The 17,255-nt window shown below is 48.8% G+C and carries 17 protein-coding genes; 8 read left to right on the top strand and 9 right to left on the bottom strand.

The annotated features are described in order from the left end of the window. The first annotated feature begins 31 nt into the window (after window positions 1–31). A complete protein-coding gene (locus IPN95_02915; protein ID MBK9448367.1) occupies window positions 32–961 on the top strand; it encodes an alpha/beta hydrolase in 930 nt (309 codons plus the stop codon). 41 nt (window positions 962–1,002) lie between these two features. Here IPN95_02915 and aroC read toward each other — a convergent pair whose 3' ends face one another. Beyond that, window positions 1,003–2,109 carry a chorismate synthase gene (aroC, locus tag IPN95_02910; protein MBK9448366.1) on the bottom strand — a complete coding sequence of 369 codons (1,107 nt, stop codon included), beginning with the start codon at window positions 2,107–2,109 and terminating at the stop codon, window positions 1,003–1,005. 129 nt (window positions 2,110–2,238) lie between these two features. On the opposite strand from aroC, the gene IPN95_02905 reads away from it, so the two are divergent. Continuing rightward, a complete protein-coding gene (locus tag IPN95_02905) occupies window positions 2,239–3,237 on the top strand; it encodes a hypothetical protein (protein MBK9448365.1) in 999 nt (332 codons plus the stop codon). 4 nt (window positions 3,238–3,241) lie between these two features. Here the strand turns inward: IPN95_02905 and IPN95_02900 are convergent, their stop codons facing one another. The 3 genes from IPN95_02900 to IPN95_02890 form a co-directional block, all read right to left on the bottom strand. Next, entirely contained in the window at window positions 3,242–4,081 is an 840-nt protein-coding gene (locus tag IPN95_02900; protein ID MBK9448364.1) for a hypothetical protein, read from the bottom strand. Between the two features lie 210 nt (window positions 4,082–4,291). Continuing rightward, on the bottom strand, window positions 4,292–5,305 hold the full coding sequence (locus IPN95_02895; GenBank protein ID MBK9448363.1) for an MCE family protein: 1,014 nt from the start codon (window positions 5,303–5,305) through the stop codon (window positions 4,292–4,294). A 288-nt stretch (window positions 5,306–5,593) separates the two neighbouring features. Further along, window positions 5,594–6,577, bottom strand: coding sequence for a bifunctional phosphoglucose/phosphomannose isomerase (locus IPN95_02890; GenBank protein MBK9448362.1), 984 nt, complete (start codon window positions 6,575–6,577; stop codon window positions 5,594–5,596). A 311-nt stretch (window positions 6,578–6,888) separates the two neighbouring features. Between IPN95_02890 and IPN95_02885 the strand changes: the two genes are divergently transcribed. The 6 genes from IPN95_02885 to IPN95_02860 all read left to right on the top strand — a co-directional run bounded on the left by IPN95_02885 (window position 6,889) and on the right by IPN95_02860 (window position 10,927). Next, complete coding sequence (locus IPN95_02885; GenBank protein MBK9448361.1) at window positions 6,889–7,377, top strand: winged helix-turn-helix transcriptional regulator; 489 nt, start codon at window positions 6,889–6,891, stop codon at window positions 7,375–7,377. Further along, window positions 7,358–8,110, top strand: coding sequence for a class I SAM-dependent methyltransferase (locus IPN95_02880; protein MBK9448360.1), 753 nt, complete (start codon window positions 7,358–7,360; stop codon window positions 8,108–8,110). Before IPN95_02885 ends, IPN95_02880 begins: the two co-directional genes overlap by 20 nt. Then, window positions 8,107–8,727, top strand: coding sequence for a hypothetical protein (locus IPN95_02875; protein ID MBK9448359.1), 621 nt, complete (start codon window positions 8,107–8,109; stop codon window positions 8,725–8,727). Before IPN95_02880 ends, IPN95_02875 begins: the two co-directional genes overlap by 4 nt. A gap of 56 nt (window positions 8,728–8,783) precedes the next feature. After that, complete coding sequence (locus IPN95_02870) at window positions 8,784–9,563, top strand: enoyl-CoA hydratase/isomerase family protein (GenBank protein ID MBK9448358.1); 780 nt, start codon at window positions 8,784–8,786, stop codon at window positions 9,561–9,563. A 126-nt stretch (window positions 9,564–9,689) separates the two neighbouring features. Continuing rightward, window positions 9,690–10,331 (top strand): peroxiredoxin, encoded by a 642-nt coding sequence (locus IPN95_02865; protein MBK9448357.1) that lies wholly within the window; start codon window positions 9,690–9,692, stop codon window positions 10,329–10,331. Between the two features lie 224 nt (window positions 10,332–10,555). Further along, window positions 10,556–10,927 (top strand): response regulator, encoded by a 372-nt coding sequence (locus IPN95_02860; GenBank protein ID MBK9448356.1) that lies wholly within the window; start codon window positions 10,556–10,558, stop codon window positions 10,925–10,927. A gap of 175 nt (window positions 10,928–11,102) precedes the next feature. Here IPN95_02860 and IPN95_02855 read toward each other — a convergent pair whose 3' ends face one another. The 5 genes from IPN95_02855 to IPN95_02835 all read right to left on the bottom strand — a co-directional run bounded on the left by IPN95_02855 (window position 11,103) and on the right by IPN95_02835 (window position 17,156). Next, on the bottom strand, window positions 11,103–12,569 hold the full coding sequence (locus tag IPN95_02855; GenBank protein MBK9448355.1) for a hypothetical protein: 1,467 nt from the start codon (window positions 12,567–12,569) through the stop codon (window positions 11,103–11,105). A gap of 265 nt (window positions 12,570–12,834) precedes the next feature. Beyond that, window positions 12,835–13,635 (bottom strand): nucleoside triphosphate pyrophosphohydrolase, encoded by an 801-nt coding sequence (mazG, locus tag IPN95_02850; GenBank protein MBK9448354.1) that lies wholly within the window; start codon window positions 13,633–13,635, stop codon window positions 12,835–12,837. Between the two features lie 146 nt (window positions 13,636–13,781). Continuing rightward, window positions 13,782–14,258, bottom strand: a complete 477-nt coding sequence (locus IPN95_02845; GenBank protein MBK9448353.1) for an SRPBCC domain-containing protein — start codon at window positions 14,256–14,258, stop codon at window positions 13,782–13,784. A gap of 20 nt (window positions 14,259–14,278) precedes the next feature. Then, window positions 14,279–15,373, bottom strand: a complete 1,095-nt coding sequence (locus tag IPN95_02840; protein MBK9448352.1) for a hypothetical protein — start codon at window positions 15,371–15,373, stop codon at window positions 14,279–14,281. Between the two features lie 82 nt (window positions 15,374–15,455). Then, window positions 15,456–17,156 carry an acyl-CoA dehydrogenase family protein gene (locus tag IPN95_02835; GenBank protein ID MBK9448351.1) on the bottom strand — a complete coding sequence of 567 codons (1,701 nt, stop codon included), beginning with the start codon at window positions 17,154–17,156 and terminating at the stop codon, window positions 15,456–15,458. Window positions 17,157–17,255 lie beyond the last annotated feature (99 nt).

The raw sequence follows: 17,255 nt of genomic DNA, 5'->3' as shown, positions 1-17,255 counted from the left end.
TCTTGCTTGTCTTTCCTTTTATCTTTGTTGTATGGCAAAGCACTTTCTCACGTTGTCGCTCCTTTTGTTGGTGCATTCGGTGAATGCGCAGCAGCTTTATCACCAATGGTTTGGCTCCAACGATGCCGAGAAAACATTGGTTTTCTTGCATGGTGGGCCTGGGTATAATTCGGCAAATTTCGAATTTGACATGGCGCCGAGGTTGGCAAAGCAAGGCCATCAAGTCTTGGTGTATGATCAACGCGGGTGTGGCCGTTCGGAGGCATTTACTGGCGAATATACCTTCGATGAAGCTGTCAATGACCTTCACGGCTTGCTCAAGGAACGCGGCGTGAAAAAAGCCTATCTCCTTGGACATAGCTTTGGCGGGGCAGTCGCAGTCAAATTTGCAGATGCTTATCCGGAAATGGTGACGGGGATTGTACTCATTTCAGCACCGATGGATTTTCCCGCATGCTTCCGGTCCATACAAGCCAATTGCCTGGTAGCTATGGACATCCGCGAAGACACCATTGGACCGAAAAGCATTTTGGCCTTGGCAAAATCGGATTCGACTACCCTGGAATATTCCAGCACGAATTTCATGTATGCGATGATCAGTGGGCTCTACAGTCCATCAGAATCTTTCAAATCGGGAGAAAAGATCAAGAAAAAATTTAACAAAAGTCCGCTTGGAAAATGGGCTAAAAAGAGCAGTAGCGCGCCGGTGAAGGGCTTTTTTGACAAGGAACACTACACCATGGCCAACCATTTCCCCTTGTTGGAGGAAGTATCAAAAACGGTCCCGACCTATGCCATTTTCGGAGAAGATGATGGGTTGTTTGATGAAGCTGCGATCACCAAATTCCGAGAAGTCCTGGAAAACGATGTTTATACGCTTTCTCTCGCGTCGCATGCTGTCTTTTTGGATGATCCCTACGGGTTTTTGGATGCTTTGGGGGAGATTTTGAGTAGGCAATAATTCTTGTGATTGAAGGGTACGATTGCACCTTCAAGGAACTACTAGATTCTATTTCCCTTCCCCCGCAGCCAAAAATCCACCATTACCAGGGCCGCCATCGCCTCTACGATCGGCACTGCACGCGGCACCACGCAGGGATCATGGCGACCTTTTCCCTTTAAAACGACCGTTTTCCCGGCTTCATCCACGCTTTCCTGGTCCTGCAAAATCGTGCTTGTGGGCTTGAATGCGACCCGAAAATAGATTTCTTCCCCGTTGCTGATGCCGCCCTGAACGCCACCGCTGTGGTTGGTGCGCGTTCTGATTTGGCCGGAATCGTCGGTATAAAATGCGTCGTTGTGTTGGCTGCCGCGGAGTTGGGTGCCTTCGAATCCACTTCCGATTTCGAAGCCTTTGACCGCGTTGATCCCCAGCATGGCGTAGCCTAATCTTGCCTGGAGCTTGTCAAAAACAGGTTCCCCAAGGCCCACCGGCACATTTCGGATGCAACAGGTGATCACGCCACCCAGCGAATCGCCAGCTTTACGTGCCTCATCAATCGCCGATACCATTTTGGAGGCCATCGTCGGATCAGGACAACGCACCATTTCGCAGTCGTCCGTCTCAAATTCGAAGGGGAATTCCAATCCAAAACCATCATTCGAACTGTTGCTCGAACTCAAGCTCAAACTTCCAACAGCACTGACCCAAGCTTGAAATTGCATTCCACAGACCTGCGCAAGCACTTGGCGTGCCACCGCACCCCCGATCACGCGCGCGATCGTTTCACGTGCACTGCTGCGCCCGCCGCCACGCACATCACGGATGCCATACTTCGCGAAATAGGTGTAATCCGCATGACTGGGCCGGAATTGCTGCGCGATATGGTCATAATCCTTGCTGCGTTGGTCTTCGTTGCGCACGAGGAAGGCCATGGGCGCTCCACTTGTCACGCCATCGACCACTCCCGAGAGCAATTCAAATGTGTCGCTTTCCTTGCGTTGGGTGGTAATGCGGCTCTGTCCCGGCTTGCGCCGGTCGAGTTCGTGCTGAATCGCCTCCAAATCCAGCTTCAATCCTGCGGGACAACCGTCAATGACGACGCCGATCCCTGCCCCATGCGATTCACCAAATGAAGTGATCCTGAAAATTTTACCGAATGAATTCATGCGTTCGCAAGTTAGCAGTTGGCAGTTAGTAGTTAGCAGTGATGGATCAGGCAAAGATTGATTTTTGTTGGCAATTGCTACTTGATAACTTCTAACTGCTCACTATTTTTGAAAACAAAGCATTTTCTTATGTGTGACCTCCAACGGCAATTTATCCTTTGTTCCTGTGCCCTGACCAAACCTGAGCAGCGGGAGCCCGGTGTTTTGACTTGGACCTTGAGTCAGCGCGTGGGAACCCATGTTTTTACGATGGACGGGATTTACGCCTTTCCTTCATCTAAAATTGAGCGTGCGTTCACAGCGGAATGGGTGGAATCACAACTGAATGCTCGACAGTGCTTTGACTTTGATTATCAACCCAGTGAATTCGATCAGCTAAAGATCTATCTCGGGCAGGAGCGAACTTACGAACCGGTATTTCTTGCGTTTCTCTTCCAAAACGGGAAATGGCAGCGCGAACTTGGGCATGGTTCGGAATATTCGCGAAAATGGCTGGCAGGCGGCAAGGTCGAATTTGCAGAGAAAACCAGGCGGAATACGCTTCGAAGCTACATTCTTGGTGAATTGAAAAAAGTGGATCGGCGATACTCTCCGATATGGTATTATCTGACGCTGACCATGTTGGAGGTGGAGGCCTACGATCCTGATGCCTTGGAATCCGAACCGGAATTGGAGTATCTACTCGAAATGATGCTTCAAAAAGCGGATGAAGGCTTGGGAAAAAGCCAACGACCGGATTCATCCTTTCTGAAACGATTTGATATTGGTTTGCAGAAGGCTGGAAAAAACCCCAAAATATTACCCACTGTACCGATGCGACGACCATTGGGCCTCAAGGAATGGTATGAGGTTTGGGAACGCTTTCAGAAGAAGCTTGGAGATGGCACTGGAGAATTTGTCTTCGACGATGAACGGATGGACCGTTGGAAATTGGCGATAGCACAAAAGGACCTGCAGCTCTATCAGCTTGATCGCTTCAACCATCAAATCAGTTACGAGCTCTCCTCTTATTGGCTACCTGAAATGGTTCACGGCGATGACAGCTTTTGGACGGATGCCGATTTCACATGGTCACTGAACCGCGATAGTGCAGGCTATGATCACATAAAAGGCGCTTTTAGTTGGTGAACGGCTATTTGAGTCCGATGGCTTCCCTCGTCGAAATCTCGCCTTCGTCGCTTTCGATCACCAAGTTGTTGACTTTGTCAAAGCTGCCTTCGGCGTAGGCGCGCGCACCAAAACCGCATTCCATGTTTCCGGATTGCTGCCCGAGGTTCACGCTTTTGCCGTCAAATGTGAAGGTCACGTGGCAAATTTCGCCGTCGTCCATGGGTGACTGCTTGTAGGTATACTCATTCGGAGCGGTCTTGGTCGCTGTTCCACTGAGGTAGGCACCGTGATAGGTTGGTCCGCAGGTGATCGAAAACGAAAAAGAGATCTTATCCTTGCCAATTTCCTGAATCGTGACGGTCCCACCGTTGAATCCGACCTCGAGATTGGGTTCCGACTCATCGTATTGGAAATCGTTGATCCAATAATACTCATGGACGTAGGTTCCAGTCAGCGCCGAATTGCATTTTTCGGTGTAGGCAGACAAATCGTAGGGTGCCAATTCTTCCATGTCGCCGCTTGTCACGACCAATTTGGCTTCCATCGCTTTGTTGTTGCCGATCCATTTGCCCGACCAATCGCCGTTGTCGTCCAATTCGAGGTAGAAATTGCCGGTTTCCTTGCCTTCAAATGACTCGGTCAGATGCAAAACAGAATGGTCATAAAGATTGCCCTTCACATCCATATAGGCCGTTTTTCCAGCATATTGGTAGCGTCCGCGTACGCCGTAGTCCTTGTCCACGGTCGACGATACGAGCTCCATCGTGAACTTGTACTTGCTGATGCTGCCGGAAAGCTTCACCGAGGCGGAGGCCATCGTGCAGGAAAATGCCAAAACCGAGAGGAGAAAATACCTGATCATATCTTGTTTCAATAATCAACCGATTGAATCTTGCCCCCAAAATCCGGGCCAACTTTGACCGAAAATTACGAAGCGATCCGCATTTTTCATTGGACTGGGTGCGAAATCATCGGGAATTTGGTCATTTCGGACCTCCGAACTGCCGTTTGCCAGCCCAAGCCAGTGCTTTGGGATAGGCAGACAAACGGGCGATTTTTCACTTTTCGCTTATCACTTTTCACTTTTAACTTTCTCCCCGTTGACCTCGATTGGGTCCTCCGTGAAGACCTTTTGCCCTTTGGACAGCGTCATCGTCACGTAGATCTTCTTGGTGCGAATGTGATCGAGGGTCTTGTCCAAATTTTTGAGGGTGCCATCCACCTGATTGGCAAATGCAGGGTCGTAGAGCAATTGCCCCGCCAAGGTGCTGCGATCCTGAAACTGCTTCAGAATCTTCTTGACGTCGTCGATCATGCCTTCGCTGTCACCGAGCATGTCGTTGACTTTGGCCATCATGCTGTCGGCTTTGGGAAGGGTCTTCTCAGAGATTTGGTCTGTGAGCTTGGTGATCGAATTCAACGAAGTTTCCGCCTTTTCAGCCAACTGATTGACCTTGCCGAGGCTTTGATCGATGCTCGCGACCAATTTGCGGCGCTCAACATCTGCCAAAATGTGGTTCAAGCTGCTCGCGGATTCCCGCAAATCCTTGACCATGCCATGGGTGTCGAGCGTGTCCAACTCCGCGCTCATATCGGAGAAGGTATGCACGAGCCTTGTGATGTCCTGCATCAGGGAATCGACGTCATTGGCGTCGAATTTGTCCAGAAACTCCCCGGTTTTGGCGAATGCTGATGAAAAATCCAGTGAGGTGCTACCGGGAATGGGCTGATCGTGTGGCAGCTTCTTGCCAGATTTGCCGGGGGTCAATTCGATGGTTTTTCCGCCCATGATCTCCTTGACGCGCAACAAAGCCGTGGCATCGGTCTGCACGGCGATATCTTCACTCAAATTGATCGTCACAATAGCTCCTTCCCCGTCAATCGCAATCGCGGCCACATTCCCCGAGGGATACCCGAAAACCGTCACCTGATCGCCGCCCTTGAGTCCGGAAACATCCTGAAAACGAATCTGATACGTCGAACGACTCACGGCAAACAGGTGCATGCTCTTCACCCAAGTCAAGGAAAGGTAAAGCAACAACACCCCGGCAAGGATCGCCAAACCGATTTTCACTTCCTTTTTCATGATTCGGTGCAGGTTTTGCGGCGAATAGAAGCTTTTGCGGAGATTAGAACACCTAATCGCCGCAAATTTTGCGGTGAATAGGCAGCTTTGCGGAGAATAGCCGCTTTTGCGGCGATTAGAACACCTATTCTCCGCAAATTATGCGGTGAATAGCAGGATTTGCGGAGAATAACACTACTAATCTCCGCAAAACATGCGGAGATTAATCCTGTCAGTTGAGCATGCAATGGATGCACGGACATTCCCGCGCAGTTAGAAAACGCCACTGCATGCCCAATTTCCATCGTATTAGCGCTTGGCGAGTTCGTTTTTGAGGAAATCGATCGACACCACCGGCATAGAATCCTCATTGTTGAGCAGGGCCAAGTAATAGCTCACCCAGTCGCCCAGGTGCAACAGGAAAAACAGCTGCGCCAAATGTGACTTGCCTTCCGCCTTCACCTCGACTACTGCGTCTGCATATTCCGTGAACATATCGCGGCAGATGTCCATGCGGATGACGTTGCGCGGATGGTCGTACTTGGAGCGAAACATGATCACCACCGTATCTTCCAACAATGCCTCAGGATTTTTCCATCCGACGAGTTCGTTGTGGTTCATCTCAGGGATTACGTGGTGAAAGGCGATTTGCTTTGAATTTTCTTCGATTTGCTGCCGCCAACGGATGGAAATGGATTCGAAGGCCGGAGAACTGTAAATGACCGGGATTTTCTTGACCATCTGCTCGGCAATGAGCTGCGCATCATCGTGTCCATCAAACTTGCCGACGATCTCCACCGCTTCGTTCAGCGCTTTGGAGAAGTCCTTGATCAGGCCCATACCCTTCAGAATGAACAGCTGCTGAATGATGGAGAATCCGGCGGCTGTGCGAGGCGGATAGCCGCCTGGAAGGAGAATATGATCATAGCCGTTTTCCTTGGCGATGTCGAGCACTTTGCCTCCCGAGGTAATGCAAACGATTTTGGGACCGCGCGGAATGGCAGCATGCAGCGCGGCAAGCGTTTCCTCTGTATTGCCGGAATAGCTGCTTGCAATCAAAAGCGTGTTTTTGGAAACATATCCCGGAATCCGGTAGTCGCGCACGATTTCGAAAGGGACGGGACAATCTGCCGAAATGAAGTTCTTGGCGACTTCTCCTCCGAATGCCGATCCGCCCATGCCGATCACGCAAACATTGTGAATCGCATTTTCGGGCTTCGTAAATGCAGCCTTGGATCCGATTTCAATCCCCTCGCGCATCTGTGCTGCAAAATCTTGTATCAATTTTTCCATCTTCTGTACTTGTCTAAAAGGCTTTTTCAACCTTCCCAAAATTCAGAAAACTAAGCGGAAAATGGAAATGACTTGAAAAATTCCGTGAAACCGTATTTTTTTGATTCACAGATTTTATCGATCTTCGAAATGATTTACATTCGAATTATTTCGACATCGGAATCAATATTCAATTAAGTTATTGGATATCAATACATTCATCCGTTCTTTATCACCCAAATCGGCGATCATTCCGAAAGAGATAATTTCGCTGACTGGCAAAAAATAATCGGTCTGGAAAACCGGACATTCACCAAAGCGCTGTTTCGCTTATGCCAAAGGAAAATGAAACCGGAGAACCCACCCAGCTTGAACGCTTGGAGGTAAGTCTCATCGAGTTGCGGGATGTCTTCAGAAGGCATCAACGCTATATCAAAGACAATTTCAAAGTCTCCGAATTGGAAATGGAGATTTTGCAGTACGTGGCGATCAATGGCCGTCGCAAAATGAAGGAGATTGGCGATGCCTTCAACATCAAGCTGAGCACCTTGACCTCCATCATCGATAAAATCGAACGTCAGAAGTTTGTCAAGCGGGTCAATAGCAAGACCGACCGCCGCGCGGTCTACCTTGACTTGACGCCCAAGGGCAAGAAGCTCTATGACAAATACAGCCATTATGTGCGTGTGATTGCCCGCCTGATGAAGCGCACGATCAAGGACGAGCACTTCGGCATGTTTGTCGATACCCTGGAAAAAATTACTCAAATGACCACGCAGTTGCGCCAAACCGAATCCAAGGATGCAGGGCCAATGGTTTGAATCATGGTTTGACTCGCCATGGTACCCGATTTTGTACAGCCACCGCGACTACGCGGAGGCCGAAGGCTTTATCAGCCATTTGCTGCAAGCCCTCGCTCCTCCCCCCGAATCCCGCTTTCTGGATTTGGCATGCGGACGCGGCCGGCATTCGATCTTCATCCATCAACATGGCTATGATGTAACCGGACTCGATTTGTCCGCAGCAAGCATCGCGGACGCCAATCTCTCCGCTACCGAAGGTCTGCGCTTTGCCGTGCACGACATGCGGCAGCCGCTCGATGGCGATTATGATTTCATTCTGAACCTCTTTACCAGCTTCGGCTATTTTGAAACGCTGGAAGAACATGTCGAGGTTCTGATAAATGTAAAGCGCAGCCTGGTGCCGGATGGAACTTTTGTTCTGGATTTCTTCAACATTGTCAAGGTATTGGCAGATTTGGTTCCCGCACAGGAAATTGACCGGGAAGGCATCCATTTTTCGATTCGCCGCTCCTTTGAAGATGGAATGCTGATCAAAACCATCGATCTCGTCGATGACGGAAAGGAATATCATTTCAAGGAATGTGTCAAAGGGTTCGACCTTGGCCTCTTCGAATCGCTTTTTGCTGCGGCAGAACTTGAAATCACGACCATTTGGGGGGACTATGCCGGCGGAAAATTCGAAGAAAACACATCTCCAAGGCTGATTCTTTTTGCGAAACATGCGAACCCCTCAGCCGTTGAACCGTCATGAGTGCATTTGCAGTTTGGTTGGATGATGCAGACAAGGGTACCTTCCGGTTCATCCGGACGGTGTTTCAAAGTGATTTTTTGGAACAGAATTCCGGGCTGCTGGGAGACATGAAGGCTTGGGTGCCATTTTTGGTGTTTTTGGCCATTGTGACTTACCTGACCAAGCCCGGAGCAGGTGTTTTCAGTCTTTTTTTCGGATTGGCCTCGTTTATCTTGAGTTTCCAGGCGGCGATGTTGCTGGCGAAGATCATTTTCCAGCCTTCTCCTGTGCAACTCGAGTACCTCCATCACAGCCTTGAACTTCCCGCTTATGGCCGCGCCTTGGGCGTGAGTTTGCCTGATTGGGGCATTGCTGCCTTGGCGGGTGTGTTTCACTTTGCGCGGCTAAGGCTCAAACAGCTTCAAGGCCCGAATCTGATGGCCATGTGGGCATTGGTGTTTGTGTTTGCACTGATGAGAATCTATGCCGGCTATACCTATCCCATCGGGGCTATCATGGCCGCACTTGTCGGCATCTTGGTCGGATGGCTCATGTTTCAGTTGCTGCGTAGCGTCGAATTGCTCACCCCGCCGCTTTCGGCGGAAAGCGGTAGCGAATCGGATGACGATCTTCGCTAGTTCTCCTGCATTTTCGGTGATTTCTTTCTAATTTCGCGGGCTAAATGGTTGGCCCAATGGAATATCAATTTATCCTCGTGGAGCGTGCAAAGCGCCCTTTTGTGAGTTTGATTCGTCTCAACCGCCCCAAGGAGCTGAACGCGATCAACTTGGAGCTCATGGATGAACTCGTGCACGCTTTCCGCGAACTCGACAACGACCCGGAGACGCGTTGCATCGTCATCACCGGCAACGAGCGTGCCTTCGCAGCTGGCGCCGACATCAAGCAAATGGCTGGAAAGACAGCCATCGACATGCACAAAACAGACATGTTCAGCAAGTGGGATGCCATCAAACGCACCAAAAAGCCCGTGATTGCAGCGGTAAGCGGCTTTGCATTGGGAGGAGGATGCGAGCTCACGATGATCTGCGATATGATCGTCGCAAGCGAAACCGCACAATTTGGACAACCGGAAATCAAAATCGGCGTCATGCCGGGTGCAGGCGGCACACAACGCCTCACACGCGCCATTGGCAAGGCAAGGGCCATGGAAATGGTGCTCACTGGCAGCTTCATTTCGGCCCGAGAAGCACATGCGGCAGGACTGATCAACAAAGTTGTAGCCCCCGAACTCTATCTGGACGAAGCCTTGAATCTCGCCGATCAGGTGGCTGCCATGCCCCCGATTGCCGTGCAACTTGCCAAGGAAGCCGTGCTCAAGTCATTTGACACAAGCATTGAAGATGGTCTGCTCTTTGAACGGAAAAACTTCTACTTGCTCTTTGCAAGTGAGGATCAGAAAGAAGGCATGAATGCATTCGTGGAGAAAAGAGCCCCGAATTGGAAGGATGCCTGAAAAATTGAGAAAGATCATGAAACCAAAACCGCAAACGGTGGTTAACCATTTCAAGAAGCCAAACGATCGTTAGTTGGTCGTTCCTTTGAAACTATTTGATTCCAAAATACAAGTACAGTAAAGAATATGGGAGTATTAGTTGGTAAACCCGCACCTGATTTCAGTGCAACCGCAGTCGTAAACGGCGGAGACTTCGAAGATAACTTCACATTGTCCCAATTCCAGGGCAAGTATGTGGTGTTGTTTTTCTATCCATTGGATTTCACTTTTGTCTGCCCCACGGAGATTTTGGCCTTCCAAGAGAAATTGGCCGAATTTGAGAAGCGCAACACGCAACTTATTGGTTGTTCGGTGGATTCGCATTTCTCGCACTGGGCTTGGTTGAATACACCCAAGAACAATGGCGGCATCCAAGGTGTCACCTACCCTTTGGTATCTGACCTGAGCAAGACAATTGCTAGCAACTACGACGTCCTTGCTGGCGAGTATGCCTACAGCGAAGACGAAAACGGCAACATGTCGCTCGAATTCGAAGGCGTACCGCAAGCCTACCGCGGTCTGTTCCTGATCGACAAGGCTGGTATCGTCCGTCACCAAGTGGTCAATGACTTTCCATTGGGCCGCAACATCGAGGAGGCACTCCGCATGGTGGATGCCTTGACACACAACGAAGAAAAAGGCGAGGTTTGCCCTGCAAACTGGTCCGAGGGCAAGGATGCGATGACTGCCACATCAGAAGGCGTCGCAAGCTACCTGAGCGCCCACTGATCACGCTCAAAGAGAATGTAAAAAAAGTCGCCCTCGCTGAGGGCGACTTTTTTTATGTTCCTAAGAATGGAATTCCCAAGTCCTGCATTTTTTGCAAGTTTTTTTGTAATTTTTTGAAAATATGTTGGGAAAAACCTTACGCTGCTTTATATTTGGATTGCTTTGTAAGGCGATGGACTTTCAGTAATGCTTCAGTTTTTATGTCACAAGCTTATAAATTCGTAATGCTGATCGATGAGGATGAGATTGATAACATCATCAATCAGAAGATCATTGAGTCAAATAACTTCTCCGAAAGGGTGATGGTTTTTCAGACTGGGACTGATGCACTCGACTTTTTGCGTGTGAACGCCAAAGTCGCAGAAAATTTGCCCGATCTCATCTTTCTGGACATCAATATGCCGATCATGGACGGGTTTCAGTTCTTGGAGGAATTTGAGAAGCTGGAATCGCCGATCCTTGACAAGAGTAAGATCATCATGCTTTCGTCCTCGATCAGTCCAAGAGACATTGACAGGGCAGCAAGCAACCGCTTCGTCAAGAAATACCTCAACAAACCACTCAACTCACGGTATCTTCAGGCCATCACCATTTGATGTTTTGGCTTGTTTTAGAAGTTAGAAAATGGGATCTTTTTGATCCCTTTTTTTTTACTGTCTTCCTAAGTAATTTTTGATTGAACGGAGTAAATGAAAAAGCGCTGACAATTTTGAATTGCCAGCGCTTTTTCAATATTCCACCGTGCTGAACCAACTTCAGCAGTCCATCCGTTTAATCTTGCGCTTTGTTACTGCTGAAAGCGATCGACAAATCAAGATAAGGAAGGAAAGCCTGCGTGCCAGTATTGGCCTCATGGTATTCCTCAAGGAGCTTCTTCGTCTGTCCAACCTTTTTCGCTGACTTCCCGCTAAGGCGATTGGACAGGATTTTCAGGAACATGCGGCCATTGTCATATTCGCTGAAGTAGCTTTTCTTGAACTGACGCTGCAAGCTAAAAATCAATTGATTGGCTAGGTCCACTTCATCCTGCAAGACATAGGTGAAGGCCAAAAAAAGCTTGACTTCGGCGTCCATGTGCGGAAATTTCCGAAGGTTGACCTTGTTGCGCATCCGATATAGAATGCGGGAAGCGTTTTCGTAGTTCTTCGAATAAAAGGCGACATAGGCCTGAAACATCGAATAGTTCACAAACGTCACCATACGCTCCGGATCGATGTCGATCTTGCGAATGTATTGTTTGTAATCCTGCAACATCTCCTCCAACGTGTCTTCGTTCAGGTGGCGTTGCAGCTTGAAAAACAAGATTTGCGAACATTCCATTCCGAAATTGAAATCGGTAAGAAGCTCCTCGATCTTGTAGTCGAGCAATTCGAAGTAGATCTTTTCCCGGTCCCTTGCCTTCTGATTGTGGTAATAGAGGTAGCGCAGGAAGTCAAAAATCAGGTTGATGTTTTTGAAGAGAATGTCTTCCTTGCCATTTTCCAAGATCGTAAAACAGCGTTCGAAGACCTCCTCTTGCGGATCCATGATGTCCAGTACACGCTCGGGCAGGTCCAGAAACTGCCTGGAATACAAGTGAATGATGGATTTGCAAATATAGATTCGCTGGGAATCGTAGAGATTGTTGAGGTTGTTGACACTCTCGATGATCTTGATAATCTCGTTAAAGTCGGTTTTGCGACGTCCGAGATACCAGCGGTCATAGGCCCTGAAAAATGCCATGACGGCATTGATAGCCTTTTCCGTTGTCAGATAGAATGCGACCGCCTGATTGAACTGCTTGTCGTATTCGTTGCGATTTTCATCGTCGTGGTTGTGGAGCATTTTTAGTGCTCGATAAACCACCATCAACACGAGGGGATTGTCGATCTCGATCATCGTCTTTTCCAGACGCTTGAGTGTCGTAATCGATATTTCCCGGGGGCTGTTGAACATCAGGTCATAGACCTTGAAGACCTTGTGGATGGCCTCCATTTTGGGATCACCCAGTCGATTGAGCAGGAAACTCTCAACTTTTTGATTGAGGCGCGATTTCAAAACATAAAACGCCGAGGCGGAAATGTCCTGTTTCTCCAGAAAATCCTCCACTGGATTGTCGCTTTCCCGAATTGTCTTGAGGAAGAGCGCGCTTTTCTCAGCCTTGTTAGAGGTAAGATTCTGATAGATATCATCAAACTCCTCCTCAGAGAGCTGCTTAATGATCTTGTAGAGGGGATCCATGTTTTCTGAACTAGCCATAGGCGGTGGTCATGCTTTCGATTTGACCCGGGCTAATATTAGCCATTTTTCGATAAACAATCCACCATTCAATTGGAGGTCCAATCACTGCTGCGCTGAATCACAGGCATTTCCAGTTTTTAGATGTAAGAATATGGTTTCTTTTGTTTTGTCACGGTCGATCGGGGCAATTGATCTTTGCGCTGAAGTAGATAAGAAGATAAGTTGATCAGTAAGTTTGGTTAGTTGGTATGCCTGCTCCTCGTTGGAGCAGGCTTTTTTTTCGTCAGGCGAAATGCGCTTTGCTTTCTTCCCAGAGCACATCCATCTCTTCCAATGACATCTCCTTTAGATTGCCGCCCGCCGCTGCGACTTTGGCTTCGAGGTATTCAAAGCGATTGCGAAACTTCCGGTTTGTTTTTTCCAGAGCATCCTCTGGATTCACTTTGATGAAGCGCGCAAAATTGACCAAGCTGAAAAGCAAATCCCCAAATTCCTTTTCCATTTTCTCAAGATTGTTGCCGTTTGCCTTGTGCAAATCGGCTTCAACCTTGAATTCTTCCAACTCCTCCTGCACCTTGCGCCAGACTTGCTCCGGTTCGCTCCAATCAAAACCAACCGAGGCGACCTTTTCCTGCATGCGTTGAGCCTTGATCAGCGCCGGCATGCTTTGCGGAACACCACTGAGTACGGATTTCTTCTTCTGATCCTTTTTCTCCTCCATTTTGATCTGCTCCCAGTTGATTGTCACCTGCTCGGCGGAATCGGCTTGTACATTTCCGTAGATATGCGGGTGCCGACGGATCAACTTGTCAATGAGCGTATTGATCATGTCTTCCGTCGAAAAGTGGCCTTGCTCCTCCCCCAACCGCGAATAGAAAAGCACATGCAGCAAGATATCCCCGGCTTCGGTCTTCAACTCCTGCCAATCGTCTTGCAAAATCGCATCGCTGAGCTCAAATGTTTCTTCGATGGTCAGTGTGCGCAGACTTTCCTTGGTTTGCTCGCGGTCCCAAGGGCATTTTTCGCGCAATTCCTGGACAATTTTCACCAAACGATCAAAGGCGGGATTCAGGTTTTCATTCATTTGGCGAAGTTAAGAATGAATGGGGAATTGAAAATGGAAAATGGACAAAGGTGCAGGCTGGGTGCCTTCGACATTGGGAATACAAAATGATCCGCTTTAGGAATTGGAGTCAGCTAGGAATGCTGCGCCTGGAAACCACCGTCAAATCAAGCATGATCATTGCTTGGATGCAATTCCCTGGATTCCGCAATGGCAATCAACTTGGGGGTTACAGCTTGCCAGATATTGGCGGTGTCAAGGTAGCGGGCTTCACCATTGTCAACCTTGGAATAGTCGCCTTGGCGCACATGCAAGCGTGTGCGGTCGCCTTCACGGTGCAGTTCGTAGGTCGTGGTAATGTAGTTCTCAGGAATGTCTGCGACTCCGGAATTGGGTACAAAAACGGTGAATTCGAATCGTTTGAACAGCTTGAGTTCTTTCAAATGCCCTTGGACTGCAACGAACCGTTCGTCTCCGATCTCAACCTCCCAGGTAATCGGACTACCCTCCTCCCAATCTGTGTGTATGACGGCGCCATACATGTATTGGCGCGTCTTTTCCGGGTTGGTCAGGGCGTCCCAGACCCGTGCAGGACCAGCTTCAAAGTAAATTTCCGTTTCGAAATACGTATGTACTTGCATCATTTTGTGGCCGACCTTGATGGTCAATGGGCATTCTCCTTTACATGGATGTCAAAAAATTGAATTTTCACAAATCCCTTTGAAAAATCCCATTCGGAGACGTGATAAAGTTGGTCTCGATCGACTCTAAGGTAGTGGATGGTCAAGGGAATGGGCATTTCATAGATCTTTTTCGAAACCTTATTAATGAGCTGTAGGTGCTTGCCCCGTATACCATCTGCCCCTTTGGGCAATCCATATTGTCTAACGAGGTATTCTTTGTTACTGAATGTCATCAGGTTATCATAGTAGCCCGAGGCGTCGATCGAGGCCGTAACAGCAGACCTTGTCAATTTATCTGGTGATTTCAGGTATTGCCTTGGCAACATCTCTCCAATCGCATTGATTGAATCCACGAGTTCTCCTTTGAAATCGAAGCATCGAATTTTCCCGTCGGCATGGGTACTATGGAAGATTTGTCGGCCGTCGGTGACAATGTTTCCTTCGCGTAACCACGAGTAGTGGAAGTTTACGAAGGCTGTTAAGTCTGTCTGCCTATTGATCCCGTATCCTTGCCGATCAATTACCTTTGGCATGTCGTCCAGGATCAAATCGAATCTCGCGAACATCGCGCCTGCGTTTGCTTTTTGCTTGGCTTTGTCTGATGGGATTAGCGTTTTTGATCTCGAAAGCGTGCGTGTTGGGAGATAAAGTTGATAAATGTCCCCTTCTTTTGGGCCCACATTCACAAGTTCATAAGGGCAATCAACCAAATATTGGCCCCCCGGAGCGAACAGGTTGATTGTCTTGATGGGAGATTCCGGTTTTGTCAGTGAATATCGATAGAGACACTGGTCTCCAATCCCCCAAAGGCTGCCATTGGCGACGAAAAACTGAAAAGCTTGGCGCCAAAAGATCTTTCCATTTTTCTCCGTCCAAAACTTGATCGTTGATCGATAGACATATCCGGTATCCTGCCTCTGAAAGAAATGTGCAGTAAAATCACCTGGGAAGACCATCAGGTATCCATCGAGAAAAATAACTGCAGGCGGATAAGGGTCCTTTTCCAACGGCTTACCCGGAAAATGCAAGGTCAGGCTATCGGCCTTTTGCAGCGATACCTGTGCATGCAGCGTCAAAACAGAAAACCCAAAAAGCAGACAAAACCATCCGAATCTGATCATGGTGTCCCAAGTTTAGCCCCAATCGCAGAAAAAGTTTTCAAAAGTCCCATCCGATCAATGTGTCGATCTCTGCACGCAATGGCGGTGCATTCCGTTTGCCCTCAAAATTAACCCAATCACTTAATAACCAATCTAATGCGACAAAGCATCTTCCCGACGTATCCTTTCCGGAATCTCCCAACAACAATGCTGCTTGGTAACAGCGTGTGAGTCTCAGCAAAACTGCCTTTGCCTGATATTCCTGTTCGTCTTGCGAGAGCAATCGAATCTGTTCAAAACGCGCTGCCAACACCTTTGCTTCCTCTCGGATGGCTTGGCCCAAAACCAAATTATCGACGCACAGCGAATCAATTTCCGCAAGCAACAACGCTAAACCTTTACTTTTTGATGCAGCCCTTAACATGTCCAAAATCATGATGTTACCCGCGCCTTCCCAGATTGGAAGAACCATGACATCACGCATGGTTTTGGGCAATACCGTGTCCTCGATGTATCCCATTCCGCCCATCAATTCCATGCTTTCCCGACAGAGATAGACTGCCAATTCTGCCGAATCCCGTTTGACCATCGGCGTGAGAAATCGCAGAAGTTCGGCTTCATTTTCATCACCTTCTTCGGCGGCATCCATCGCCTTGATGGCGCGCCATACGAGTTGAAAATTGGCGAGGTGCAAGGCGCCCAATTCCCAGAATTTGGCACGGACCAAAGCATGCTCCAAGGCAATTTTCCCAAAGCTTCTCCGGAAACTGAGGAATTGCCACGCCTCCACCAATGCGCGCCGCCCACCCGCAAGCGCGGCTACGCTGTTGTACATGCGCGAGAGATTGATCATCTCGGTCATTACGCGAAATCCCTGGAATTCAGGGCCTACCATAGTGCCCACGGTTCCATCGAGCAAACATTCTCCGCTCGCCATACTGCGGGTGCCGAGCTTGTCCTTGAGCCTGACGATCTCGATCGGGTTGCGTTCACCATTTTCCAGCTGCCGTTCAATCAAGAAGATCGACAAACCCTTGGTGCCTTTGACTTCCGGATTCGTTCGCGCCAGCGCAAAAATCAGTTGCGCATTGACGTTGCTGCAAAACCATTTTTCGCCGTGAAGGCTGTATTTGCCATTTCCAAGCGATCTTGCCTCAACCAAATTGGCGCCGACGTCTGAGCCACCTGCTTTTTCAGTCAAAAACATCGCCCCAGTATAGAAATCAGCCAAGTCGGCGGTGAAAATGTGCTGCAGGAGCCTGTCCTTGTCTTCCGGTTCACAAAATTGGTCGATCAGATGCGCCACGCCATCGGTCATGCAAAGCGGACAATATTGGCCGGATTCACTCATGGCAAAGAGGTATCCCAAGGCAAATCCCATTTTATGGCGTTGACCAGCAAACCGTTGGCGCAATTCGGGATCCCATTTTAACCGGAGCATTTGCGAATCGACGGCAATCTGCATCAGGCTCCAATAGGCTGGATGAAACCGGATTTCATCGATGGTTTGTCCCCACTTGTCGCGTTTGATCAACTCGGGTACATTCCGGTCAGCGGTAAGGGAAAGTGCATCCATTTCCGTCGCTGCCTTGCCCCCCAATCGTTCGAGCAGCGGCAATAAATGGCTCTTGGCTTGCCCGTTTAAGGCTTCATCCAGCAATTCACGTAATACAAGATCGCTATCGAAGAAATTGGTGCTGCTGCGTTGCCCCTCTTCCAGTACCCGGTTGGAAGTCTTTTGCGTTTCAATGGTGGCCATATCTCAAGTTTTTCTCAATATAGGCAAGTAGCTGCCAAATTGAAAAATACTTGATTCCGCCAACAACACAAATGCTTTCAGGACGCATTCACCAGGAAT

Source organism: Bacteroidota bacterium (assembly GCA_016718825.1).
In the GTDB taxonomy this organism is placed as follows: Bacteria; Bacteroidota; Bacteroidia; order J057; family JADKCL01; genus JADKCL01.
Note: the sequence above shows the minus strand (reverse complement) of the source record. Positions and strands in the feature narration are given on the sequence as shown.